The sequence below is a fragment of the Sphingosinicella ginsenosidimutans genome (assembly GCF_007995055.1).
Taxonomy (GTDB): domain Bacteria; phylum Pseudomonadota; class Alphaproteobacteria; order Sphingomonadales; family Sphingomonadaceae; genus Allosphingosinicella; species Allosphingosinicella ginsenosidimutans.
The window spans coordinates 2,807,248-2,831,927 of the sequence record NZ_VOQQ01000001.1; the positions used below are offsets into that span (position 1 = coordinate 2,807,248).

Consider the following 24,680-nt stretch of genomic DNA (forward strand, 5'->3'; position numbering starts at 1 on the left):
GAGAAAGGCGGCCGTGCAGTTTCTCAAGATCCTCATCTGGGTGCTCGTCATCGTCACCCTCTTCCTCTTCTCCTGGGCGAACTGGAGGGTCGTCACGATCGACCTGTGGGGCGGGCTCCAGGCGGACGTCAACCTGCCGTTCCTGGTGCTCGGCTCGCTCCTCCTCGGCTTCCTGCCGACCTATATCGTCCAGCGCGCGCGCATCTGGTCGCTGCGCCGGCGTTACGAGACGGGAACGAATGCGGTCGTGGCCAATGCCCCGATCGTTCGCACGCCGCCCGTGCCGGAAGGCGAACCGCGCGCCAACCAATGACCAGCCCCGTCTATGTCGCCCTCGACACGCCCGATCTCGAGACGGCGCGCGCCATCGCGGCGCGGGTCAGGACCCATGTCGGCGGCCTGAAGCTCGGCCTCGAATTCTTCAGCGCCAACGGGCCGGCGGGAGTCCACGCGATGGCGGAGCTCGGGCTGCCGATCTTCCTCGATCTCAAGCTCCACGACATCCCCAACACGGTCGCCAAGGCGGTGCAGGCGCTGCGCCCGCTCGGGCCGGCGATCCTCACCGTCCACGCCGCGGGCGGGCGGATGATGATGGAGGAGGCAAAGGCCGCGGCGCCGGCCAATACGAAGGTCGTCGCGGTAACCGTCCTCACCAGTCTCGACGACGGTGATCTCGCCTCCATCGGGGTCGCCGCCGATTCGCACGCGCAGGTCGCGCGCCTGACGGAGCTCGCGCGCGAAGCCGGGCTCGACGGCGTCGTCTGCTCCGGGGCGGAGGTGAAGGCGGCGCACAAGCTCTGGCCGCAGGGCTATTTCGTCGTCCCGGGCGTTCGTCCCGCGGGCGGCGAGCTTGGCGACCAGAAGCGCGTCGTGACCCCGCGCCAGGCGCTCGACGACGGCGCCTCGATCCTTGTCGTCGGTCGGCCGATCACGAAGGCCGAGGATCCGGATCAGGCCGCGCGCGCCATCGCCGCGACGCTCTAGGGGTTGGACTTCGCGCCGCGCCGCGCCTAATTCGCCGCCGCAAGGAGTGTCCCGATGAGCTGGCTGAACCGCGTCCGCAACAAGATCCCGTTCCTCCCCAAAAGGGAGACGCCGGACAATCTGTGGCACAAATGCCCCGAGTGCGGCGCGATGGTGTTCCTCAAGGAATATGAGGAGAATCTCTATGTCTGCCCGCGCTGCGATCATCATGGCCGCATCGGCCCGGCCGCGCGCTTCGGAATGCTGCTCGATCCCGGCTATAGCGTCCTGCCCTCGCCGAGCGTCAGGGACGATCCTCTGAAATTCCGTGACGCCAAGCGCTACACCGACCGGCTCAAGGCCGCGCGCGCCGCGACCGGCGAGACCGACGCGCTCCTGAACGCGCAGGGCGCGATCGAGGGCCATCCGGTCGTTATGGGCGTGCAGGATTTCGCCTTCATCACCGGCTCGATGGGTACGGCGGTCGGCGCCGCCTTTGTTGCCGGAGTCCGCGCCGCGATCGAGGCACGCGCGCCCTATCTCATCGTCACCGCCTCGGGCGGCGCGCGGATGCAGGAGGCGATCCTGTCGCTGATGCAGATGCCGAAGACCACGGTGGCCGTGCAGATGCTGCGCGAGGCGGGGCTGCCCTACATCGTCCTGCTGACCGATCCGACCACCGGCGGCGTCACCGCCTCCTACGCGATGCTCGGCGATGTCCAGATCGCCGAGCCCGGCGCGCTCATCGGCTTTGCCGGCCAGCGGGTGATCGAGAACACGATCCGCGAGAAGCTTCCCGAGGGTTTCCAGCGCGCCGAATTCCTGCTCGATCACGGCATGGTGGACATGGTTGTCCACCGCAGGGATTTGCGCGCGCGCCTTGCCCTGCTGCTCGATTATCTCACGCCGCAGCGGGAGGCGGCCTAGCCTCAGGTGGCGGACCACGCCGTCTCCGACAATCCGGCCGTCCAGGCGCAGCTCGATCGCCTCGCGCGCCTTTCGCCCGGCCGCGACATCCTGGGGCTCGAGCGCATCCGCGCGCTGCTCGCGCGGGTCGGCGATCCGCAGCATCGCCTTCCCCCCGTCCTCCATGTCGCGGGCACGAACGGCAAGGGATCGACCTGCGCCTTCCTGCGCGCGGCGATCGAGGCGGCGGGGCTGAGTGCCCACGCCTATACCAGCCCGCACCTCGTCAACTTCAACGAGCGCATCCGGCTCGCCGGTCGCTTGATCGACGACAGGGCACTGGCGGAAATCCTCGCCGAAACGCTCGATGCCGCGGCCGGCATGGAAATCAGCTTCTTCGAAGCGACGACCGCCGCGGCATTCCTCGCATTTGCACGCATACCGGCGGACGCCTGCATCGTGGAGGTGGGCCTCGGCGGCCGGCTCGACGCCACCAACGTCGTCGACGCGCCGATCGCGTGCGGCATCGCCCAGCTCGGCATCGACCACCAGGCCTTCCTCGGCGACCGGCTCGAACAGATCGCCGCGGAGAAGGCGGGGATCGCCAAGCCCGGCGCGCCGCTCGTCACCCTCGCCTATCCGCCGCCCGCGACCGAGGCGATCGCGCAAGCCGTCGACCGTTCGGGCGCGCGCTGGTTTCCGCGCGGCGAGGGCTGGGACTTCGAGATGGCCGCCGGACAGGTTCGCTATCGCGACGCCGCCGGCCAGCTGGACCTGCCGACGCCGCGGCTCGCCGGCGTGCATCAGGCGGCCAACGCCGCGCTCGCCGTGGCGATGCTGCGGCACCAGCGCACGCTGGCCATCCCCGATTGCGCGCTCAAGGCCGCGATGGGCTGGGCCGACTGGCCGGCACGGCTCCAGCGGATCGCGCCCGGGCCGCTGCGCGATCTTCTCCCCGCTGAGGCCGAGCTGTGGCTCGACGGCGCCCACAACCCCAATGCCGCGCGCGCCGTCGCGGATTTCTTCCGCTCGCACATCCCCGCCGACCGGCCGTTCCACATCGTCGCCGGGCTGCTCGCCAACAAGGACGCGCCGGGCGTGCTTCGCGCCTTTCGCGGGCGCTCGATGGCGATGCACACGGTTTCTGTCCCCGGCCATGCCTCGCACGCCCCCGAAGCGCTCGCCGCCGCCGCGCGCGAAGCCGGGCTGAACGCCGTGCCGGCGGCCTCAGTCCGCGACGCGCTCTCGTGGATCGGCCGCCACGCCGATCCGGCGCGACCGCCGATCGTGCTCGTCATGGGCTCGCTCTACCTTGCGGGCGAGGTGCTGCGGGACAATGGTCAGGCGCCGGCCTGATCGCTCTCCGCCTTGCCGGCCGAGCCGACGGACGAATCCACCAGGCCGCTGCGGCTCATCCACCAGAAGAGCAGGATGCCGGGCAGCGCGACAATGGTGGTGAACCAGTAGAAATCGACGAAGCCGATCGCGTTCACCATCGCGCCGGCCGTGGTGCCGGTAAGCAGGCGCCCGACCACGCTCGCCGCCGCGGAAATCAATGCATATTGCGAGGCCGTGTAGCGCAGGTCGGTCAGGGCAGAGAAATAAGCGACGACGACGACACCGCCGATCCCGCTCGCGAAATTCTCGAATCCGATCGCGCCCGCAAGGCCCGCATTGCTGTGCCCCGCGCCGGCGAGAATCGCGAAGCTCGCATTGGAAACGCCCATCAGGACGAGGCTCAGCAGAACGGAGCGCTTGAGCCCCATTCGCGCGTAGAGCCAGCCGCCGACGAAGATTCCGATCAGATAGGCCCAGAAACCGACGCCCACATCGTAAAGCGCGATCTCGTCATTGGTGAAGCCGAGATTGTCGAGCAGCAGCCTGAGCACGAGCTGGCCGAGCGTGTCGCCGATCTTGTGAAGCAGGATGAAGAGGATGACGATCCAGGCCCCGGTCCGCCGGAAGAATTCGGCGAAGGGTCCGTAGATCGACGCCCAGACCTCGCCGATCCCCTTGCGCGCGCTCGGCTCGCGATGGCGGGGCGGCTCGCCGACGATGAGGCCGGTCAGCATCGCCGGCAGCGCGAAGAGCGCGCAGGCGAGATAGCCCCATTCCCATCCCGCGCGCTGCGCCACGACGAGCGCGAGCGCGCCGGCGGCCACCGATCCGATCCGCCAGCCATATTGCGACATGCCCGATCCGACGCCGAGCTGGCTCGGCTTCAAGAGCTCGATCCGGTAGCCGTCGATGACGATGTCGAACGTGGCGCCGGCGAAGGCGACCAGGATCGCCGCCAGTGCCATGCGCGGGAGGTTGGCCGCTGGATCCTGAATGGCGAGGTTGGCGACGGCGGCGATCACCAGCAGCCCGGCGACAATCAGCCAGGACACGCGCTGGCCGAGCCGCCCGAGCACCGGGATATGCACGCCGTCGACGATCCACGACCAGAGGGGTTTGAAATTGTAGACGAGGATGGCGAGCGTGAAGGCGGTGACGTCGGCGGCGTCGATATGGTCCTGCGCCAGGCGCGTGGTGAGCGTCGCGCCGATCATCGCATAGGGAAAGCCGGACGAGATGCCGAGGAAGAAGGACGCCATCGGCGCGCGCTCGAAATAGGGCCGCAGCGGCGTCGGCATCCAGCGGCCGAAATAGCGGGCGAACAGGTAACCGAAGCCGATCAGGGCGACGATGATGACGGCGGCTAGCTGGCTTCGGCTCATCGGGGTGTTGTAGCGGCTCGGCCCCGGCCGGGAAGCCTCTTTGCTTGCCTTACGTGCGCGTCAGGCGCACCATCCGCCGCATGGACATGCCGGCTTCGCTGCGGCCGACCCAGGGCCAGCTCGAACTCGCCCGCGCCATCGCCGAGGGGGTGGACATGGCGGGCGACGCGGTGGCGAGTGTTCCCGCCTCGGCCTACACCGATCCGGCGCGGTTCGAGGCCGAACGGGCGCGGCTGTTCGGGCGGCTCCCGCAGGTGATCGCGCCGTCCGCCTTGCTCGATCGGCCGAACATGGCGGTGCCGCATGACGGCTTCGGCCTCCCCTTGCTCCTGACCCGCGACAAGCAGGGGCAGGCGCACGTGTTCTGGAACGTCTGCCGTCATCGCGGCACCCGGCTGGTCGAGGGCGAGGCCCCGGTCTGCGCGTCGCTGCTCGTGTGCCCCTATCATGCCTGGAGTTACCGCACCGATGGCCGCCTCACCGGCGTGCCGCGCCCGGAAACCTTCCCCGGCCTCGACAAAAGCACGCATAACCTCGTCGAACTGCCGTCGACCGAAGCCGGCGGCCTGATCTGGTTCTCGCGACAGGCAAGCAATTTCGAGGACGCGGCCGCGCTCGCGCCGGATTTCGACGCATTCGGTCTGGCCGGTCACCATCTCTACCGCCGCCGCATCCACGATGTTGCCGCCAACTGGAAGCTCATCATGGACGCCTTCCTTGAAAGCTATCACGTCCAGCGGCTCCACGCGCCGACGATCGGCCGGTTCTTCGCCGACGGCATCACCGCCGCCGACCGGATCGGCAAGCACCAGCGCAGCGCCGTCGGACGCGCCGAATATCTTTCGAAGATCGACCCGCACGACTGGCCGGCGCTGCGCGGCGCGATCACCTTCGCCTACCAGCTTTTCCCGGCGACCCTGCTGGTCGTCAGCCCGGATTATGTGAACGTGATGACGATGATGCCGCGCGCTGTCGATCGCACGCTCGTCGAGGATTTCATGCTGATTCCAGCCCCGCCCGGCTCGCCCGAGGAGGAGGATCATTGGGCGAAGAGCTGGGCTCTGCTCGACGAAGGCACGTTCGGCGGCGAGGATTTTCGCGCCGCCGCCCTGGGGCAGAACGGTCTGGCCTCCGGTGCGATCGAGACGCTGACCCTCGGGACGCTCGAGACCGGCATCCGCCTCTTCCACGACGAAGTGGAAAACGCGCTCACGCAATAGCCCCTCCGCGCGGGCGAAGCGGGTGGGGAGAATTTGGAGCGCTAAGCCGCTGCTTCGTAAAGGGTGAGCTGTGCCGGCGGGCGCTTCATCGGCCGGCCCTGCAGCTGGCGCTCGATCGCGCCCAGCGCCGCCTTCAGCGTCCTTTCCGAATAGGGCTTGGCGAGACAGCCGATCGCCAGCGCACGCGCTTCCTCGCTGCAATTGCCGGTGACGAACAGCACGGGAACCCCCTTCGCGCGCGCGGCGCGGGCGACATCGATCCCGTTGCCCTCTCCGGCAAGCGCGATATCGGTCAGCACCAGATCGAGCGGCTCGGCGGCGATCACCGCGAAGGCGCCGGCGGCATCGCCGACCGTTGCGACCACTTCGTAGCCCGCCTCCTCCAGCAGATGCTCGTTGTCGAACGCGACGAGCGGCTCGTCCTCGACGATCATGATCCGCCGGATCATCCTTTGGCGCTTGGCGAAGAGCATGTTAGTGGCGGTTCCTCCCTCGAACGCTCGATATAGGACCGCAACGAGCCGCCGGTGAGAGGGGTGCCGCGCCCGAACCTCGGCCGGACGCAAATAAATGTCGGGCCGTCCGGCGCGACGGCCGCAAGGAGACGAAACCTGCCCGCCCCCCGTGAACCTCAGCGCATCGCAAAACTCCTCGCCCGCGCCGGCATCGCCTCGCGCCGCGAGATCGAGAGGATGATCGCGGAGGGCCGCATCGCCATCGCCGGCACCACGGTCGAGACGCCGGCCACGCTGCTCACCTCCCTCCACGGCGTCACCGTCGACGGGCAGCCGGTGAAGGCCCCTGCCCCGGCCCGTCTCTTCCGCTTCCACAAGCCGGCGGGGCTGCTGACCACCGAACGTGATCCCAGGGGCCGCCCGACCATCTACGATCGGCTCCCCAAGGGCCTGCCGCGCGTCGTGCCGGTCGGCCGGCTCGACATGAACACCGAGGGCTTGCTGCTGCTCACCACCGACGGCGGCCTCAAGCGCCAGCTCGAGCTTCCCGCGACCGGGGTCGAGCGCACCTATCGCGCCCGTGCGTTCGGCGAAGTCAGCCAGGCGACGCTCGAGGGCCTGTTCGACGGGATCGAGATCGACGGCATCCGCTACGGTCCGATCGACGCCAATCTGGAGCGCCGGACGGGCCGCAACCAGTGGATCGAGATGAAGCTCACCGAGGGCAAGAATCGCGAGGTGCGCCGCGTTCTCGAACATCTGGGGCTCAAGGTGAGCCGGCTCATTCGGACCGCTTACGGGCCGTTCGCGCTCGGCGATCTGCCGGCGGGCGCGGTGGACGAAATCCGCCAGCACGATCTCGTTGCATTCCGCAAGACGCTCGAGCCGCGCCGCGAACGCGCCGGGGTCAAACGGTGAGGATCATTGCCGGCCAGTGGCGCGGCCGGCCGCTGCTCGCCCCCACCGGCCAGGCGACCCGCCCGACCAGCGACCGCGCCCGCGAAGGGCTGTTCTCGATGCTCGCGAGCCGGCTCGGGAGCTTCGAAGGCCTCGCCGTCGCCGATCTCTTCGCAGGAACCGGCGCGCTCGGGATCGAAGCGCTGTCGCGCGGCGCGGCGCACTGCACCTTCTATGAAAAGGACCGCGCGGCGATCGATATCCTGAGCCGCAACCTCGGCAAGCTCGGCGCTGCAACGCAGGCGGAGCTGCGCGCCCAGCCGGTGGAACACGCCCTGCCCCCGCCCCGCCCGTGCGACCTCATCTTCATGGACCCGCCTTATGGCTCCGGGCTCGCCCAGGCGGCGCTGGATCGGATCGGCGCTGGCGGCTGGCTGGCGCCGGGCGGCTGGCTCTCGATCGAGACGGCGGGCGAGAGTCTGGCCCTGCCGGCCAATGTCCGCCCGACGGCCGAGCGCCGGTTCGGCAAGGCGCATATCCTGCTCCTCACCACCGCCTGACGAAGCGCGTTTCCCGTTGGGGAGTCGGTTGATCCATGTTAGAAACGTCTCACCCAGGCTTTTTCAGGGGAGGCGCGCGTGGCGCACAAGTTCACGATCAAGCAGAACAAGGCTGGCGAGTATGTCGCCTATTTCAAATATAACGCCGAGACGATCTTCTGGACCGAGGGCTACAGCTCGAAGGCCGGTGCGGTGAACGCGATCGAATCGATCAAGAAGAACGGCCCCGGCGCGCCGACCGAAGAGGAATAGAAGGCTTCCCCGGGAGAGCGGGCGGGCCGTTTACCCTGCCCGCTTTTTCCGGCCGAGCGCCAGCAGCGCGATCAGGCTCATCAGCGACGCGCCGGCGAGATAGAGCCCCACCCAGATCAGTCCGCCCTCCCGCGCCAGCCACACCGCCGCGATCGGCGTCAGAGCGCCGCCAAGGATGCCCGCGACGTTGAAGGCGAGGCTGACGCCCGTATAGCGCACCCGCGCCGGGAACAGGCTTGGCAGCCAGGTGCCGAGCGGGCCGTAGACCAGGCCCATCACGATCAGCGCGAAGCTGAGCCCGGCGAAGATCACCGGCAGCGACCCCGATTGCAGCGTCGGCGCGAGCAGCAGCCCGGCCGCTGCCGCCGCGACGCAGCCCCAGCTCAGCACCCGGCCCGCGCCCCAACGGTCGGCCAGCCAGCCCGACACCGGAATGGAGATCGCCATGAAGACGATCGCGCCGAGCTGCATCAAGAGGAACGTCTGCTGCTCGATATGCAGGGTGGTCGTCCCGTAGCCGAGCGCGAAGGCCGTCGCGAGATAATAGACCGCGAAGCAGGCGACCGCGCCGAATGTGCCGCCAAGGACCTCAAGCGGATGTTCGCGCAGCAGTTCGATGAGCGGGACCGACGGCGGCGGCGCTTCCTGGAGCGCGGCACGAAAGGCCGGCGTCTCGGTGAGCTTCAGGCGCACCCAAAGGCCGAGGCCGACGAGCACGATCGACAGCAGGAAAGGGATGCGCCAGCCCCAGGCGAGGAAGTCGGCCCGGCTCATCGTCGCGCCGAGGAGGAGGAACAGCGAATTGGCGGCGACATAGCCGACCGGCGCGCCGAGCTGCGGCACCATGCCGAAGCGCGCGCGCCAGCCTTCGGGCGCGTTTTCGACCGCGAGCAGGGCCGCGCCGCCCCATTCGCCGCCAAGCCCGAAGCCCTGGCCAAAACGCAGGATGCACAGAAGCACCGGCGCCCAGATGCCGGCGCTGGCATAGGTCGGCAGCGCGCCGATCAGCATCGTGGATCCGCCCATCAGCATCAGCGAGGCGACGAGCGTCGACTTGCGCCCGATCCGGTCGCCGAAATGGCCGAACGCCCAGGCGCCGACCGGCCGCGCGACGAACGCGACCGCGAGGCTCCCATAAGAAGCGAGCAGTTCCGTCGAGCTCGAGTCGGACGGGAAGAAAAGCGGCCCGAACACGATCGCCGCGGCGGTCGCATAGATATAGAAATCGTAGAATTCGACCGACGTGCCGACCAGGCTCGCCAGCAGCACGCGCGCATTCGCCCTGAACGGATGGATCATCCCACTCCCCGCCTCGCTTGTCGGCGGGAGCCTTGCCGGCTCGTGCCCCTCGGCGCAAGCCGGCCCGGCCTCACTTCAGGATCGGGGTCTCGCCGAGCGGGATCACCGTGCGTCCGAAGGTCGCGTTGGTGACGATCCCGAAGCTGCCGTAGATCGCAAGCGTCCCGCACAGGAGCCCGAGCCATCCGCCGGCGTGGGAGAGGCTCGCCGATCCCTGCGCCGCGCCCAGGCCGAGCAGCAGGAAGGTCACCCACAAGGTGAGGAAGATCGCGAACAGGATGCGGCTGAGGCGGAAGGTACCGATCCACAGGTAGAAGGTCAGCAGCCCCCACAGCAGCAGCGCGACGCCAACCGTCGGCCCGGCACCGGAAATGTCGATCAGCCCCGAATGCGCGAAGAGGAGCAGCAGCGCGAACCACCACCAGAAGGCGCCGTAGCTCAGAAACGCCGTCATCCCGAACGTGTTGCCGAGCCTGAACTCGAGCAGGCCGGCGACGATCTGGATGAGACCCCCGTAAGCAAGCGCAAGCGGGATCACGACGCCTTCGCCGCCCGCGGGCAGGACGCCGGCGTTGATCAGGCTCAGCAGCACGGTGGTGAGACCGAACCCGACCAGGCCGAGCGCGGCGGGATTGGCGACAGGCGGGGCGGCCGCCCCGTTCACGTCCGACATGGCAGTCCCCTCCTTGGCGCGGGCGTCGTTGCGCGCCCGTCAGGATCGAGGCTGCGGTCGCGGGCCCGGCAAGTCAAGCGCTTGCTCCGATGCGCCGCGTTCCCTACCTGTTCAGGTGTGACCGATCTCCCAGCCAACATGCCCGAGCCGCCCTATCTCAAGGGGCTTAACGCCCCGCAGCGCGAGGCGGTGCTGACGACTGAAGGGCCGGTCCTGGTCCTTGCCGGCGCCGGCACGGGCAAGACGGCGGCGCTGACCGCAAGGCTCGCCCACCTCGTCGCCACCCGCCGCGCCTGGCCCTCGGAAATCCTCGCCGTCACCTTCACCAACAAGGCGGCGCGGGAGATGAGGGAGCGCGTCGGCCGGTTGATCGGCGAGGCGGTGGAGGGGATGCCCTGGCTCGGCACCTTCCATTCGATCGGCGCGAAGATGCTCCGCCGCCATGCCGAGCTGGTCGGCCTCAAGAACAATTTCACCATCCTCGACACGGACGATCAGCTGCGGCTTTTGAAGCAGATCATCCAGGCCGCCGACATCGACGAGAAACGCTGGCCCGCCCGGGCGCTGGCGGGGCTGATCGATCGCTGGAAGAACAAGGGCTGGACGCCGGACCAGGTCGATGCCGGCGAGGCGGAAGCCTATGCGAACGGCCGCGGCGCGCAGCTCTACGCGCTCTACCAGGCGCGGCTTCGCGATCTCAACGCCTGCGATTTCGGGGACCTGCTGCTCCACATGCTGGTGATCCTGAAGACGCACCGCGACGTTCTCGAACTCTACCAGCAGCGCTTCAAATATGTCCTCGTCGACGAATATCAGGACACCAACCAGAGCCAGTATCTGTGGCTCCGGCTGATCGCCCAGGAGCGCAAGAACATCTGCTGCGTCGGCGACGACGATCAGTCGATCTATTCGTGGCGCGGCGCGGAGGTTTCCAACATCCTGAGGTTCGAGAAGGACTTCCCGGGCGCCGCTGTCATTCGGCTTGAGCAGAATTACCGCTCGACGCCGCACATCCTCGGCGCCGCCTCCGGCCTCATCGCGCAGAATAGCGGACGGCTCGGCAAGACCTTGTGGACCGACATGGACGGCGGCGAGAAGGTGCAGGTCATCGGCGTGTGGGACGGGCCGGAGGAGGCGCGCCGCGTCGGCGACGAGCTTGAGGCGATGCAGCGCCGCGGCGAGCGGCTCGACACCGCTGCGATCCTGGTGCGCGCCCAGTTCCAGACCCGCGAGTTCGAGGATCGCTTCATCGCGATCGGCCTTCCCTATCGGATCGTCGGCGGCTTCCGCTTCTACGAACGCGCCGAGATCCGCGACGCGCTCGCTTACCTGCGCGTCGTCGCCCAGCCGGCGGACGATCTCGCGTTCGAGCGGATCGTCAACACGCCCAAGCGCGGCCTGGGCGACAAGGCGGTGGCGAAGCTCCACAGCCTCGCCCGCGCCGAGGGCATCCCCCTCAGCGTCGCCGCGGCCCAAATTCTCGACACGGACGAGCTGACCGGCGCCGCGCGCCGCAGCCTCGGCAATCTCGTCGGCGATTTCGCCCGATGGCGCGCCCTATTGAATTCCTCCCCCGCTTTTGCGGAGGAGGGGGACCAGCCGCAGGCTGGTGGAGGGGGTTCTTCCCAAACCTCCCTTCCCCACCCCGAGCTTGCCCGCCTGATCCTCGACGAATCCGGCTATACCGCGATGCTCCAGGCGGATCGCTCCGCCGAAAGCGCCGGCCGCCTCGAAAACCTCGCGGAACTCACGCGGGCGATGGAGGACTATGAGACGCTCGGCGCGTTCCTGGAGCATGTCAGCCTCGTCATGGACAATGACGCGGACGCGCAGGCGGAGAAGGTCACGATCATGACCATCCATGCCGCCAAGGGCCTGGAATTCGACACCGTCTTCCTCGCCGGCTGGGAGGAAGGCGTCTTCCCGTCGCAGCGCGCGCTCGACGAGGGCGGCAATGCCAGCCTTGAGGAGGAGCGCCGGCTCGCTTACGTCGCGATCACAAGGGCGCGGCGCAAGTGCTTCATCTTCCATGCCGCAAACCGCCGCATCTACGGCCAATGGACAAGCTCGATCCCGAGCCGCTTCGTCGCCGAACTCCCCGGCGCCCATACCGAGGAGGAAACGACGATGACCGGCGGCGAGAGCCTGTGGCGCGCCAATTGGTCGGCAAATGCCGATCCGTTCGCCCACCTCGCCGCCGCGCAATCCACCCGCGCCAGCACGCGCGGCCCCGGCTGGCAGCGCGCAGCCGCCTCCGGCCGCTTCGATTCCTCGCCGAGCCGCGTCGTCGAAGCCCGCGCGAGCGCAGTCAGCTTCGGCAATCCCGGCCGCAGCGACATCTCGGTCGGAATGCGCGTCTTCCACTCAAAATTCGGCTACGGCACCGTTGCCGAGATCGAGGGCAACAAGCTGGAGATCGACTTCGAGCAGACCGGGCGCAAGCGGGTGCTCGACAGCTTTGTCAGCGTTGGATGATCGCAACGAGGCGGCACCAAGGGAGCCGGCGCGCGTTCCGTCACCATGATCACCTACACCTCCCTCACCCCGCGCGCGCTTGAGATCGTCTGCGAGGGACACGTCACCGGCGCCGATGCGCGCGAGGCGTTCGGGCGAATGGAGCGGCTGATCGAGACCGCGCCCAGGATCGACATTCTCGCCGACGTCCGCGAAGGCATTCATATCGAATTCGGCGCGATCCTCGAGGAGCTGAGGCATCTGCCGATGTTCAGGCGGATGATCGGCGCGCTCGATCGGATCGCGCTGGTCGCCGATCCGGCCTGGGTGCGCGCTGTCGGCCGCATCGAATCCCACCTGATTCCGGGCGTCGACTATCGGGTCTTCGATCGGGACGGCGCGGCCGCGGCGCGAGCATGGATCCTGCGCGAAGGGGAAGGCCGCGCGAGCGGCTGACCACGCTCATCGATTTTTCAATTCAAGCTGACCAAGTTTAATCGCTTTTCGCGATTGTCCGGCGCGCCTAGGGTATAGAAAACCACAAGCCCCAGGAGACGGACATGGACGCGAAAACCGGCGATCCCCTCAACGATCCTTCGAAGGCGCGTGCCGCCTTGCGATCCCTGCTCGGACGGACGAACCGCGACTGGTGGCCGAACCAGCTCAGCCTGGAAATCCTCCATCAGCACGGCCTTCACGGCAATCCGATGGGCGACGATTTCGATTACCGCAAGGAATTCGAATCGCTCGATTATTATGCGGTGAAGCGCGATCTCACCGCGTTGATGACCGACAGCCAGCCCTGGTGGCCGGCCGATTACGGTCATTACGGACCCTTCTTCATCCGCATGGCCTGGCACGCCGCGGGCACCTATCGCACCGGGGACGGACGCGGTGGCGCCAATTCGGGCAACCAGCGCTTCGCTCCGCTCAACAGCTGGCCGGACAATGCCAATCTCGACAAGGCGCGGCGGCTGCTCTGGCCGATCAAGAAGAAATATGGCCGCAAGCTTTCCTGGGCGGACCTCCTCATCCTCGCCGGCAACGTCGCGATCGAATCGATGGGTGGGCCGGTCTTCGGCTTCGGCGGCGGCCGCGAGGACATCTACGAGCCAGAAAAGGACGTCTATTGGGGCACGGAGGAATTCTGGGTCGGCCACGAGAAGAACGAGACCCGGATCCAGCCCGAGCGGGAGATGGTTCTCGAAAACCCGCTCGCCGCGGTCCAGATGGGCCTCATCTACGTCAACCCGACCGGACCCGGCGGCAACAGCGATCCGATCGCCTCGGCCCGTGACATCCGCGAGACCTTCGCCCGCATGGCGATGAACGACGAGGAGACGCTCGCGCTCACCGCCGGCGGCCACACGTTCGGCAAGTGCCACGGCGCCGGCGATGCCTCGAAGGTCGGCGCGGAGCCGGAGGGCGCCGACATCGCGCAGCAGGGCCTCGGCTGGCAAAGCGGGCATGAGAGCGGCATCGGCGACGATACGATCACCTCGGGGCTCGAAGGCGCGTGGACGCCGACCCCGATCCAATGGTCGAACAATTATTTCCGGATGCTGCTCGAATATGACTATGAGCTGGTGAAGAGCCCGGCCGGCGCGCCGCAATGGCAGCCGATCAACCAGAAGCCGGAGGATATGGCGCCGGGCGCGCACAGCCCCGATCGCCGGCTTCCGACGATGATGACGACCGCCGACATGGCGTTCAAGATGGACCCGAAATATCGGGAAATCGCCGAGCGCTTCTATCGCAATCCGGATCAGTTCGCCGACGCCTTCGCCCGCGCCTGGTTCAAGCTCACCCATCGCGACATGGGCCCCAAGTGCCGCTATCTCGGCCCGGAAGTGCCGGCCGAGGACCTGATCTGGCAGGATCCGGTGCCGCCCGGGCCGAAGCTCGGCGATGGCGACGTCGCGGCGCTCAAGGGCAAGATCGCGGCCTCGGGCCTCTCGATCGCGCAACTCGTCAAGACCGCCTGGGCGTCCGCCTCCACCTTCCGCGGATCGGACAAGCGCGGCGGCGCCAATGGCGCGCGCATCCGCCTCGCGCCGCAGAAGGACTGGGACGTCAACGAGCCCGCCGAGCTCGCGAAGGTGCTCGCCGTCTACGAGGGCATCCAGCGCGACTTCGGCGGGCCTTCGCGGGTGAGCCTCGCCGACCTCATCGTGCTCGGCGGCAATGTCGGCGTCGAGCAGGCGGCGAAGGCGGCGGGTCACGACATCACCGTCCCCTTCGCCTCCGGGCGCGGCGACGCCAGCCAGGAGCAGACCGACGCGCACAGCTTCGAGCCGCTCGAGCCGAAGGCCGACGGGTTCCGCAACTATCTCCAGGTTCGCTTCAGCGTGCCGACCGAGGAATTGCTGGTCGATCGCGCGCAGCTGCTCGGCCTCTCGGCGCCGGAGATGACGGTGCTGGTCGGCGGGCTTCGCGTGCTCGGCGCCAATCATGGCGGCTCCGATCACGGTGTCTTCACCGATCGGCCAGGTCAGCTCACCAACGACTTCTTCGTCAATCTGCTCGACATGGGCACGGCGTGGAAGGAAGTGGACGGCCATGCGGACGAGGTCTTCGTCGGCACCTGCCGCAAGACCGACCAGCAGAAGTGGCGCGGAACCCGCACCGACCTGGTCTTCGGCTCCAATTCGCAGCTTCGCGCGCTGAGCGAGGTCTATGCGGCCGATGACGCGGCGGACAAGTTCGTCGCCGATTTCGTCGCCGCCTGGACGAAGGTGATGAACGCGGATCGCTTCGACCTCGCGTGACCTCGATCGGGCCTCCGGCCGCCGCCGGGGGCCCGATCCACATCAAGGCTTGGAACCAGGCGTCAATTCGCGCACTGGGGGATGATGCCCGTTCGAGAGCCAAGGACCCGGCCGCGCGTGTTCGACACCGGCAGCGGCGACCGATTGCCGCCCGGATTCGAAGTCCCGGCCCAGCCGGCGCCAAGCCTTCCCGATCCAACCGACATTTACGATGCCCGCGATGGCGTGCCGATGCCGCGGCGGATCACGGCGATCCTCGCCGTTTCCTTCGGCTCGGCGCTGGTGGTCATCGACGGCGCGATCCCGACGGTGGCACTGCCGAGTATCGCGCGCGACCTTCATGTCGATTCCGCGTCCGTCGTCTCGATCGTCACCACCTATCAGCTGATCCTGGTGATGGCGCTGCTCCCCTTTTCCGGCCTCGGCGACCGGATCGGGCTCAAGCGGATGTACCAGATCGGCCAGCTGATCTTCACCATCGCCACGATCCTGTGCTTCTTCGCGCACAGCCTCGCCTTTCTCCTCGTCGTGCGGGTGGCGCAGGCGATCGGCGCCGCGGCGGCGCTCAGCGTCTCCTCGGCGCTCGTTCGGGCCATCTATCCGTCGACCGCGCTCGGCCGCGGGCTCGCGCTCAATTCGCTGGTCGTGTCGGCCGGCGCCTCGGTGGCGCCGACGCTCGGCGGCCTCGTCCTCGCGATCGCGCCCTGGCCCTGGGTGTTTGCGAGCGCGGTCCCGTTCGCGATCGCCTCGCTGCTCTTCGGCCGGAGCCTTCCCGATCCGAAGCTGAGGCCGGAGCCGTTCGACCTGCTCGGCGCCGTCATGTGCGCGGCCATGTTCGGGCTCGTCATCGGCGGCCTCGAAAGCGGCGTGCATGGCGACAGCCCGGTCGTCTCGGCCGCGATCGTCCTGTCGGGCCTGTTCATCGGGCTGCTGGTGGTGCGCCGGGGCGCGCGGGAGCCGGCGCCGATCTTCCCGGTCGACCTGCTTCGCCGGCCGGTGATCGCGCTGTCGGTGGTCGGCGGCTTTTGCGCCTTCATCGCCTCGATGACGTTGCTGCTCTCGATGTCCTTCCGGCTCCAGCATGGCTTCGGCTTCTCGCCCTCGGAGGCGGGCGCGGTGATCGGCGTGTGGCCGCTCACCATGATGATCGTGGCGCCGGCGGCCGGCGCGCTGTCCGATCGCTATCCGGCCGGCTTGCTCGGCGGCATCGGCATGGCGATCGGCGTCGTTGCGTTGCTGCTCATCGGCTTCATGCCCGCGCATCCCGATTATTGGGATGTCGCCTGGCGGATGTCATTGTGCGGCTTCGGCTTCGGCCTCTACCTTTCGCCCAATGCGCGGCTGGTGATCGGATCGGCGCCGCGCGACCGGACGGCGCCGGCGGGCGGGCTCGTCTCGACGACGCGGCTCGTCGGCCAGACGACCGGCGCAACGATGGTCGCCGCCCTGCTGGCGCTGGGCATCGGCGACGGGCGGGTTCCGGCGCTGGTCGCCTGCGGCCTCGCCTTCGTCGCCGGGATCTGCAGCCTGGCGCGCCTCAACCCCGCCGTCCGCCGGCCACCGGATGCGGTGGCCGGCGAACCGGCGGAGTGAGGATCAGAAGACCGAGCGCGGCGTCTGCTCCCGCATCATCTGCTGACGGACCAGAGGGATCGGCGGCCCGCCATAGCTCAGGAACTGATCGTGGAAGGCCTTCCAGCCCTGCCGCCCGCCGTGACTGGCAGTCCAGTCCTCGCGCAGCTTGCGGATCATCAGCTTGCCGAGCGTGTAGTTGAGATAGGCCGGATCGTAGGTGCCGCGCGCCGCCTGCTGCCGCGCATTCCCCTCGTCCTGATAGCATTGGGTGCGGAACATCTGGTAGCTCTGCTCCTGCGTCATCCGCCCCGTGTGCAGCCCGATTGCCGAGAGGAACCGGCAGTCGCGCAGCAGGGCGTTGCTGAGCTGCCCGACATGGGTCTCCGGATCGCCGTCATTGAGGCCGGCATCCCACATCATCTCCTCGGCATAATGCGCCCAGCCTTCCGCATAGGCATAGCCCACGAAGAGCTGCCCGAAGAGGAAATGCGAGCGGTTGGCATGGAGGAAGTTGAGATAGTGGCCCGGCCAGACCTCATGGACCGTGGTGAAGAGCAGGTCCGCCTTTCCCGGCACGAAGGCGCGCTGCACCTCGGGCGTCCATGAAGGATCGGGCGGGGAGATGTAATAGACCGACGGCAGGTTGTGCTCATAGGGGCCGGCGATCGAGATATAGGCCGAATTCTGCCGGTTGTAGGGTGGCGATTCCTCCACCTGCGCCTGGACCATGCTGGGCACGCTGACGATATCGTGATCGATGACGAACTGGCGCAGGCTGTCCAGCTCGGCGCGCGCCGCGGCGACCGGGCCGCCGGCCGGCTTGTCGTTCTGCATCCTCAAGGTGCAGGCCTCGATCGTCTGGCCCGGGGCATAGCGGGCGCAGGCCTCGCGCAGCGCCGCCTGGTTGCGCTGCAGGTCCCGCTCGCCGATCTGCTGAAGCTGGTCGAGCGGGAGATCGACCATCTCGGTGTCGCGAAGCATCTGAGAGAATCGCTCGGCGCCGAGCGCGAAATTGGTCCCCGCCTGAGCCCGCTGCGATTCGACCCAGTCGGCCAGGCCCTGCATCGCCGTCGCCGCCGCTTCCGAGGCGGAATTGAGATCGGCCTGGAGCTGGGCATCATGCACGTCGGCGAAGGCGCGCTTGCCGTCGCCGCGATAATATTCCGCGAATCCGCCGAACCCGGCCTTGCCGAAATCGATGAAGCTCACCGGCAGCGGCGCGCGCAGGTTCGCGCGGATCTGCTCCGCGGCGCGGGGCACGTTGCGCAGATAGGTGATATAGGCGCGAAGCCGCTGCGCCGGTGGCGCATAGGGGCGGGTCACGTACACCGACGGATCCAGCGAGCCGATATAATAAGCCGGGTTGGTGTGCGGCTGATCGGCGGTGGCGAGCCAGAACAACTGCCCACGCATCACCGCGGTCACATAATCGCGCTGGTAGCGCTGTTCGGGCGTCATCGCCTCGGCATCGAACGCCTGGGCATCGTTGATCGCCTGCTGGACGAATGCCTGGCGGCGCTGGAGGCCTTCCGGGCTCCAGTCGGGGATCTGCCCGTCATATTCGTGCTTGCCCTGATAGACGGCGAAATCCGGATTGATCCGCAGATAGCCGTCGATCGTCCGGCTGACGAAACCGTCCCAGTCCGCGGGGCCGTGGGCCGCCTGATTGCCCGAACCGGCCGCATGGCAGCCGCCGAGCAGCAGCGCGATCGAGCCGGCGCCCGCAAGAAGCGCTTTCCTCATCATTCCCTTCCTCTCCTTTTTCGTCCCCGGCGCGCTTCTGGCACGCGGTGCAAGCGGGCGCCAGCCCATTGCGCCGGAAGGGATTTTGCCCGCGCAGAGACGCAGCGGAGCAAATTCTTTCACACCGCGGCCGGCGGAGACAAGGCGTTCTTCTTTGATCGTTCCGCCGCCGCGCGCAGGTTGCCGCGCGCCGGGTCAATCCGTAAGAGCGCGGCAATGGCTGGTCACGGCGCTCCCCATCCCTTCACGATCCCGAATTTCCGCGCCTACTGGCTGTCGCGCTTCACCGGCACGATCGCGGTCAGCGCGCTCGCGATCGTGCTTGGCTGGCAGGTCTATTCGATCGCCCGCGATCCGAACGGGCTTGCGATGACGATCAAGGAGGCGAGCTTCCTGCTGGGCATGATCGGCGCGGCCCAGTTCGTTCCCCTGTTCCTGCTGACTCCGCTGGTCGGTCTCGCGGCGGACTCGATGGACCGGCGCTGGATCGTGCGGATCACCACCGGGGTGCTCGTCCTCACCGCCGCCATGCTCGGCCTCTTCACCTGGGCCGACCGGCTCAGCCTTCCGGTATTGTTCACCGCCGCGGTGCTCATCGGCTGCGTGCGCGCCTTTTCCGGCCCCGCTTATTCCGCGCTCGCGCCAAATCTCGTCCCGCGCGAAAGCCTGCCGACCGCGATCGCGGTCAGCTCGATCGCATGGCAGGTCGGGACGATCGCCGGGCCGAGCCTCGGCGGGCTGCTCTACGCCATCCACCCCGACACGGCCTATGCCGCGATCACCGGGCTGCTCGTCGTCGCGCTTCTCGCCATCTTCCTCATCGGCCCCGTGCCGCAGCCCCCCGTCCAGAAGGACCATCGCGTCCTCGCCCGGATCATCGACGGTTTCGCTTATGTCCGCCGGAACCGGCTGGTCCTCGCGGCGATCACGCTCGACCTTTTCGTCGTGCTCCTCGCCGGCGCCACCGCGTTGCTTCCCATCTATGCACGCGACATTCTCCACGTCGATGCTAGCGGGCTCGGCATCCTCGCGGCCGCCATGGGGGTCGGCGCGGCCTCCACCGCCTGTTATTTCTCGGTCCGGCCGATGAAGGCGAATGTCGGGGTGAAGATGCTGGCCTCGGTGATCGTCTTCGCGCTCGCCATCCTGACCTTCGGATTGTCGACTCATTTCTGGCTCAGCTTCACCGCGCTGGTCGTCGCTGGCGCGGCGGACATGGTCTCGGTCTATGTCCGCCAGTCGCTGATCCAGCTGCACACGCCCGACGCGATGCGCGGCCGGGTCAGCGCGGTGAGCCAGCTGACCATTTCCGCGTCCAACGAACTTGGCGAGGCGGAATCGGGCCTTCTCGCCAGCCTGTTGGGACCAGTGGGCGCCGTCCTGTTCGGCGGATCGGCGGCGATCCTCGTTACCCTGGCCTGGGCGCGGCTTTTTCCCGAGCTGCGTCTTGCAAAGACGTTCGACCCGCCTGAAATGCTCGACATCGAGCCTCAACACGGAGTGATCACCCCATGAAGGCGAACACGATACTCGAAACGATCGGCAACACGCCGCACGTCCGCGTCAATCGCCTGTTCGGCGACGCCGAGGTCTGGATCAAGCAGGAGCGCATGAATCCGGGCGGATCGATCAAGGATCGCATCGCGCTGGCGATGATCGAGGACGCCGAGCGCAGCGGCAAGCTCAAGCCCGGCGGAACGATCATCGAGCCGACCAGCGGCAATACCGGCATCGGCCTCGCGATGGTCGCCGCCGTGAAGGGCTACCGGCTGATCCTCGTCATGCCCGACAGCATGAGCATCGAGCGGCGGCGCCTGATGCTGGCTTATGGCGCGACCTTCGAGCTGACGCCGCGCGCCGAGGGCGTGAAGGGTGCGATCGCCAAGGCCGAAGCGCTCGCCGCCGGCATCGAGGGCGCCTGGATCCCGCAGCAGTTCGAGAACCCGGCGAATGTCGAGGTGCACGCACGCACGACCGCGCTGGAAATCCTGAACGATTTCCGCGACTCCCCGATCGACGTCATGATTACCGGCGTTGGCACCGGCGGCCATATCACCGGCTGCGCCCGCGTGCTGAAGAAGGAATGGCCGGACCTCAAGGTCATTGCGGTGGAACCGGCCCTTTCCGCCGTCCTCTCCGGCGGCCAACCGGGGCCGCACCCGCTCCAGGGCCTTGGCACCGGCTTCGTTCCGGCGATCCTCGATCGGTCGCTGCTCGACGGCGTCGTCACCGTCGAGGGCGACAATGCCAAGGAGATGGCCCGCCGCGCCGCGCGCGAGGAAGGCATGCTGGTCGGGATCAGCTCGGGCGCGACGCTCGACGCGATCCGCCAGAAGCTCCCCGAGCTCACCGGCAAGCGGATCCTGGGCTTCAACTACGACACCGGCGAGCGCTATCTCTCGGTGCCCGAATTCCTGCCTGAGGAGTAGGTCGGGAACCGGCGCTCTCTCCCGTCGTTCGGTCACGAAACGATCGGGAGAGAGATCATGGGTGATGATGGCCGGCGCGATGCGCCGCAGGTTGTGCACGAAACGACCGTCGTGGATGGCGGCGGCGGTGGCGGAGGCGGCGTGGTCGCGCTCGTCATCCTGGTCATCGTGCTTGCTGTGGCCGCCTTCCTCTATTTCGGCGGCTATCTCGGCAAGGCTGCGGACAAGGCGGACGTGAACGTCAACATCGCCGCGCCCAACCTCCATCTGCCGGACGTCAAGGTTTCGACCTCGACTCCGGCGCCGGCCCCGTCCGGCAAGTAACGCAAGGCCGGAGGCGCGGGCGCCTGAGAAGCGCTTGTTAACCGCTTCCCAAGGATCGACGGATAAAGGCAGGCCCGAATTGCGGGCCTTGCTTGATGCGTTTTCTGTCGATCCTTGCCGGTCTTGCGGCCGCCCACGCCTCCGCCGCGCTCGCGGCCGATGTCGCGCAACCGTTCAACGTGCAGGGCGATGCCGCCGCGGCGGATCGCTCGCGGGAATGCCTCGCGCAGGCGATCTATTACGAAGCGCGCAGCCAGTCCGACGACGGGCAGCGTGCCGTCGCCCAGGTGGTGCTGAACCGGGTGCGGCACCCGGCTTATCCGAATACGGTGTGCGGCGTCGTCTATCAGGGATCGAGCCGGTCGACCGGCTGCCAGTTCACCTTCACCTGTGACGGGTCGATGTATCGCGCCGTCGATCCGGTCGCCTGGGATCGCGCCCGGCGCATCGCCGACGCCGCGCTGCACGGGAGTGTCTATCGCCCCGTCGGCCTCGCCACCAATTATCACACCACGGCAATCAACCCCTATTGGGCGCCGAGCCTCGTCCCGCAGATCGTGCTTGGCGCCCACATCTTCTATCGCCGGCCCGGCTATGGCGGGTCGGCCGATGCCTTCACCCAGGCGCCGGCGGCGGACGATCCCAACGCGGCCTTCATGGACAATTATGTCCTCCGCCCGCTGGATGACGGGATGCCGCGAATCCATCGCTCCCGGCCGGGTGCCGGCGGTGCAACCGTCGAGCGGCCCGTCATGGAGATTCCGGTCGTCGAGCGCCCCGTCGTCTATCGCGCGGTCGCAACGCGCGGCTTTGGCGCAACGCCGCGCCGTGCGGCTGCCCGGCCCGCAAGCGCCCAGCCTGCGGCCGCAACGCCCGCCCGCTCGACACCGCGCGTCGTGATCCAGAACGGCGTCCGGATCTTCCGCGGATCCTAATTGCGCGGCGCCTGCCGCCGATAGCTCAGGGCCTCGGCGACATGGATTCGGCCGACGCCATCGCTGCCGGCCAGATCGGCGATCGTCCGCGCGACCCGCAGCACCCGGTGGTAGCCGCGCGCCGAAAGCCGCATCGCCTCGGCCGCCTGAGCGAGGAGCCGCCGGCCGGGCTCGTCGGGTGTGGCGACCGAATCGAGCAATTCCCCGTCGGCCTCGGCATTGGTGCGCGGCCCCCTGCCCTCGTAGCGCGCTGTCTGGACGGCGCGCGCCTCGGCGACCCGCGCCGCGACCTCGGCCGAGCCTTCGGCGGGGGGCGGCAGCACCAGGTCCGCAGCGGCGACGGCGGCGACCTCGACATGAAGATCGATCCGGTCGAGCAGCGGGCCGGAAACCTTCGCCTGATAGTCCGCCGCGCATTTCGGTGCGCGCGAGCAGGCGAGCGCGGCATCGCCCAGATGGCCGCACCGGCATGATTGCGTTGCCTTGTCAGCGCCATTTCCGAAAGGGACATGGAGCAGCCTTATTTCAACGTCGTCGGTTCCGACGACGATGCGATCCGTGATCGCTTCCACGATCTGCCGCCGGTCCTCCGGCGGCAGATCGTCCCAGCGCCCGGAGAGGTCGCGGGCCTCCGCGACCGCCTCCGCCTGCGAGGCGCTCCCGATCCGCAGCACGTCGATCTTCGCCTGGAGCCGGGGAAGCTCGTCCTCAAGCTGCGCCCGTCGCTCGGAGAGCGGGCGATGGCGCCGGCCGAAGTCCTCCTTGGAGAGGCTGTCGGCGAGATAGAGCTGGTAGAGGCGCTCGTCCTCCGCTTCGATCTTGCGCAACTCGGTTTGCGCGCTCTGGATGAGCCGCTCGCACTCGGCGATCTCCTCGTCCGCTGCCTGCCGGTGTGCCTCGATCTCGTCGGGGGAGAGCAGGAAATGGCGGAGCTGCTCGCGATACACGGCTTCGAGATCGGGTATCGGGATTTTGTTGCGGCAGGACGTGCAGACGTACTTGGGCGAGTTCGTCCAGACGTACATCTTCCCGCCGCAATGGCAGAAGGCGTACCCGGCAAAGAGGTAGCTGGACTTGCGCGCCATCGGCTTGCGGCCGTCGCGCTGTTGGTCGAGCACCGCGTTGCAGCGCTCCCACAATTCCTCGGGGACGACCGGCACGACCGGCGTCAGCACCCACTCCGCTTCCGGCTTCAATTCCCAGCTTTTCGTGCGGTCGTTCGTGCGGGTGTAGTTGGCGCGATGGAGGCCCTTGGCGGTGGAATCGCGCAGCAGGCGGCTTACGGTGGTGTCCGTGAAGGGCGAGCCGTTTCGGGTGCGGTATCCGCGCTCGTTGAGGAGCCGCGCCACGGTCTTCTTGCGGCGGTGCTCGTCGAACAGCTCGTACAAAAGCGCCCGAACGGGCGCTTCGTCAGGATCGGGTTCGAGCTTCTTGTCGCGCCAGCGATACCCGAAGGGCGCGGCGCCGCCGATGGGCTTGCCGAGCTTGGCGCGGACGGGAACGGAGGCCGACACGCGCTCGGCGATCTCCTCCCGCTCCCATTGGGCCATCGCGGCGATCATGGTGAAGAACAGGCGGCCGGCCGGCGAGCTAGTATCGATGGCCTCTTGGAGGGAAACGAGGTCCGCGCCAGCGGCGCGGAACAGTTCTGCGAACTCCAGAAGCTCCTTGGTGTTGCGCGCCAGCCGCGCGAGCTTCGAGAACACCAAACCCGTGATGACGCCCGCGCGCACGTCGGCAAGCATCCGCTGCGCCTCGGGATGCCCCATGACCGCTTTGCCGCTGACCGCTTCGAGGCGATACACCTCTGCGACGTGCCAGCCCTTGGCCTCCGCATACGCGCGGGCGCGCTTCTCATGGTGCTCCGGGCTTTCGCCCCGCACCTGGTCCTCGGTCGATACCCGAATCCAGATGCCCACGGCCTTGGCCGTCTCACGCTCTTGTCCGCTGGTCATGGGAAACCCCTCCGCACGCCCGAGCTTACGCCTCCTAGCGCAGGTGGCAAGCGCGCCTGCCGTCGCCCGACTCACCGGGGACTCACTTCGTCGGATCGTCCGTCGAGAGGGATTCGAAGAGGCGGGATGCGCCCAAATGATAGTGCGCGATCACCGCTGCGCCGGCGTCAAACAGTGCCATGCGACGAGGCGGCCCCTCCCAATCGCGGCGTGGCCGGGGCAACTGGTCGCGCAGCGGTTCGAATGAACGGACGATCGCCTCGGCGACTTCCTGGCGTGTCCGCGCACCAACGCTCGCAAAGCAACTCCGAATCTCGCCCTTGGTATAGACGACGACCTCCATGCCACGGCTTTGGGCAAGCGCCACAACCGAGCGGCATAGGCGAACGATCCGCGTGGAGCGCTTCGCCGACGAGGGCTCGAAGGCTTCGAGCACGATGGTCTGCGGCTCCAGACGCGAGATGATCTTCTCAAGCTTACGCAGGCAGCCCGCGTTCTTGTCCGCCTTGGTATCAGACACGCCCCAATCGTACAGGCATAAGGGGCTTGAGA

Annotated in this window: 23 protein-coding genes; 16 read left to right on the forward strand and 7 right to left on the reverse strand. The window is 68.0% G+C overall.

The genetic code is table 11. The annotated features are described in order from the left end of the window. Positions 1–13: 13 nt before the first annotated feature. Genes FRZ32_RS13955 through FRZ32_RS13970 form a run of 4 tightly spaced genes read left to right on the forward strand, consistent with a single transcriptional unit; the run spans position 14 to position 3,225 of the window. Positions 14–313, forward strand: coding sequence for a LapA family protein (locus FRZ32_RS13955; RefSeq protein WP_147044077.1), 300 nt, complete (start codon positions 14–16; stop codon positions 311–313). Continuing rightward, positions 310–984 (forward strand): orotidine-5'-phosphate decarboxylase, encoded by a 675-nt coding sequence (pyrF, locus tag FRZ32_RS13960; protein ID WP_147044078.1) that lies wholly within the window; start codon positions 310–312, stop codon positions 982–984. The genes FRZ32_RS13955 and pyrF overlap by 4 nt, the downstream gene beginning before the upstream one ends. Positions 985–1,038: 54 nt before the next feature. Then, positions 1,039–1,890: an acetyl-CoA carboxylase, carboxyltransferase subunit beta gene (gene accD / locus FRZ32_RS13965; RefSeq protein ID WP_147044079.1), complete on the forward strand. Its 852-nt coding sequence runs from the start codon at positions 1,039–1,041 to the stop codon at positions 1,888–1,890. A gap of 6 nt (positions 1,891–1,896) precedes the next feature. After that, entirely contained in the window at positions 1,897–3,225 is a 1,329-nt protein-coding gene (locus FRZ32_RS13970; RefSeq protein WP_147044080.1) for a bifunctional folylpolyglutamate synthase/dihydrofolate synthase, read from the forward strand. Here the strand turns inward: FRZ32_RS13970 and FRZ32_RS13975 are convergent. Continuing rightward, positions 3,210–4,505 (reverse strand): AmpG family muropeptide MFS transporter, encoded by a 1,296-nt coding sequence (locus tag FRZ32_RS13975; protein WP_147044498.1) that lies wholly within the window; start codon positions 4,503–4,505, stop codon positions 3,210–3,212. The genes FRZ32_RS13970 and FRZ32_RS13975 overlap by 16 nt on opposite strands. 164 nt (positions 4,506–4,669) lie before the next feature. On the opposite strand from FRZ32_RS13975, the gene FRZ32_RS13980 reads away from it, so the two are divergent. Beyond that, positions 4,670–5,809, forward strand: a complete 1,140-nt coding sequence (locus FRZ32_RS13980) for an aromatic ring-hydroxylating oxygenase subunit alpha (protein ID WP_147044081.1) — start codon at positions 4,670–4,672, stop codon at positions 5,807–5,809. Between the two features lie 41 nt (positions 5,810–5,850). Here FRZ32_RS13980 and FRZ32_RS13985 read toward each other — a convergent pair whose 3' ends face one another. After that, entirely contained in the window at positions 5,851–6,258 is a 408-nt protein-coding gene (locus FRZ32_RS13985; RefSeq protein ID WP_243445309.1) for a response regulator, read from the reverse strand. Between the two features lie 117 nt (positions 6,259–6,375). Here FRZ32_RS13985 and FRZ32_RS13990 point away from each other — a divergent pair, with 117 nt between their 5' ends. The 3 genes from FRZ32_RS13990 to FRZ32_RS14000 all read left to right on the forward strand — a co-directional run bounded on the left by FRZ32_RS13990 (position 6,376) and on the right by FRZ32_RS14000 (position 7,973). Next, positions 6,376–7,182, forward strand: a complete 807-nt coding sequence (locus FRZ32_RS13990; RefSeq protein WP_424141307.1) for a pseudouridine synthase — start codon at positions 6,376–6,378, stop codon at positions 7,180–7,182. After that, entirely contained in the window at positions 7,179–7,721 is a 543-nt protein-coding gene (rsmD, locus tag FRZ32_RS13995) for a 16S rRNA (guanine(966)-N(2))-methyltransferase RsmD (RefSeq protein WP_147044083.1), read from the forward strand. The genes FRZ32_RS13990 and rsmD overlap by 4 nt, the downstream gene beginning before the upstream one ends. A gap of 78 nt (positions 7,722–7,799) precedes the next feature. Beyond that, positions 7,800–7,973: a YegP family protein gene (locus tag FRZ32_RS14000; RefSeq protein ID WP_147044084.1), complete on the forward strand. Its 174-nt coding sequence runs from the start codon at positions 7,800–7,802 to the stop codon at positions 7,971–7,973. 30 nt (positions 7,974–8,003) lie between these two features. On the opposite strand, the gene FRZ32_RS14005 is transcribed toward FRZ32_RS14000, so the two are convergent. Both FRZ32_RS14005 and FRZ32_RS14010 read right to left on the reverse strand, forming a co-directional pair. Next, positions 8,004–9,272: an MFS transporter gene (locus tag FRZ32_RS14005; protein ID WP_147044085.1), complete on the reverse strand. Its 1,269-nt coding sequence runs from the start codon at positions 9,270–9,272 to the stop codon at positions 8,004–8,006. Between the two features lie 70 nt (positions 9,273–9,342). Beyond that, positions 9,343–9,945, reverse strand: coding sequence for an acetate uptake transporter (locus FRZ32_RS14010; RefSeq protein WP_147044086.1), 603 nt, complete (start codon positions 9,943–9,945; stop codon positions 9,343–9,345). Positions 9,946–10,083: 138 nt separating this feature from the next. Between FRZ32_RS14010 and FRZ32_RS14015 the strand changes: the two genes are divergently transcribed. The 4 genes from FRZ32_RS14015 (at position 10,084) to FRZ32_RS14030 (ending at position 16,760) form a co-directional block, all read left to right on the forward strand. Beyond that, entirely contained in the window at positions 10,084–12,420 is a 2,337-nt protein-coding gene (locus FRZ32_RS14015; RefSeq protein ID WP_147044500.1) for an ATP-dependent helicase, read from the forward strand. Positions 12,421–12,465: 45 nt separating this feature from the next. Next, on the forward strand, positions 12,466–12,855 hold the full coding sequence (locus FRZ32_RS14020) for a SpoIIAA family protein (protein ID WP_147044087.1): 390 nt from the start codon (positions 12,466–12,468) through the stop codon (positions 12,853–12,855). A gap of 104 nt (positions 12,856–12,959) precedes the next feature. Further along, entirely contained in the window at positions 12,960–15,167 is a 2,208-nt protein-coding gene (gene katG, locus FRZ32_RS14025; protein WP_147044088.1) for a catalase/peroxidase HPI, read from the forward strand. A 231-nt stretch (positions 15,168–15,398) separates the two neighbouring features. Further along, positions 15,399–16,760, forward strand: coding sequence for an MFS transporter (locus FRZ32_RS14030; RefSeq protein WP_147044501.1), 1,362 nt, complete (start codon positions 15,399–15,401; stop codon positions 16,758–16,760). Between the two features lie 3 nt (positions 16,761–16,763). Here FRZ32_RS14030 and FRZ32_RS14035 read toward each other — a convergent pair whose 3' ends face one another. Then, on the reverse strand, positions 16,764–18,485 hold the full coding sequence (locus FRZ32_RS14035; protein ID WP_147044089.1) for a DUF885 domain-containing protein: 1,722 nt from the start codon (positions 18,483–18,485) through the stop codon (positions 16,764–16,766). Between the two features lie 216 nt (positions 18,486–18,701). Between FRZ32_RS14035 and FRZ32_RS14040 the strand changes: the two genes are divergently transcribed. The 4 genes from FRZ32_RS14040 (at position 18,702) to FRZ32_RS15720 (ending at position 22,173) form a co-directional block, all read left to right on the forward strand. After that, on the forward strand, positions 18,702–20,000 hold the full coding sequence (locus tag FRZ32_RS14040; RefSeq protein WP_147044090.1) for an MFS transporter: 1,299 nt from the start codon (positions 18,702–18,704) through the stop codon (positions 19,998–20,000). Then, positions 19,997–20,914 (forward strand): cysteine synthase A, encoded by a 918-nt coding sequence (gene cysK, locus FRZ32_RS14045; RefSeq protein WP_147044091.1) that lies wholly within the window; start codon positions 19,997–19,999, stop codon positions 20,912–20,914. The genes FRZ32_RS14040 and cysK overlap by 4 nt, the downstream gene beginning before the upstream one ends. A 57-nt stretch (positions 20,915–20,971) precedes the next feature. Continuing rightward, the gene (locus tag FRZ32_RS14050; protein WP_147044092.1) at positions 20,972–21,238 is read left to right on the forward strand and encodes a hypothetical protein; all 267 of its coding nucleotides are present in this window, start codon (positions 20,972–20,974) and stop codon (positions 21,236–21,238) included. Between the two features lie 95 nt (positions 21,239–21,333). Then, positions 21,334–22,173: a cell wall hydrolase gene (locus tag FRZ32_RS15720; protein WP_147044093.1), complete on the forward strand. Its 840-nt coding sequence runs from the start codon at positions 21,334–21,336 to the stop codon at positions 22,171–22,173. On the opposite strand, the gene FRZ32_RS14060 is transcribed toward FRZ32_RS15720, so the two are convergent. Then, positions 22,170–24,128: a recombinase family protein gene (locus FRZ32_RS14060; RefSeq protein WP_147044094.1), complete on the reverse strand. Its 1,959-nt coding sequence runs from the start codon at positions 24,126–24,128 to the stop codon at positions 22,170–22,172. The two genes, FRZ32_RS15720 and FRZ32_RS14060, sit on opposite strands and share 4 nt — an antisense overlap. Positions 24,129–24,210: 82 nt before the next feature. Next, a complete protein-coding gene (locus FRZ32_RS14065; protein ID WP_147044095.1) occupies positions 24,211–24,648 on the reverse strand; it encodes a hypothetical protein in 438 nt (145 codons plus the stop codon). Between the last annotated feature and the right edge of the window lie 32 nt (positions 24,649–24,680).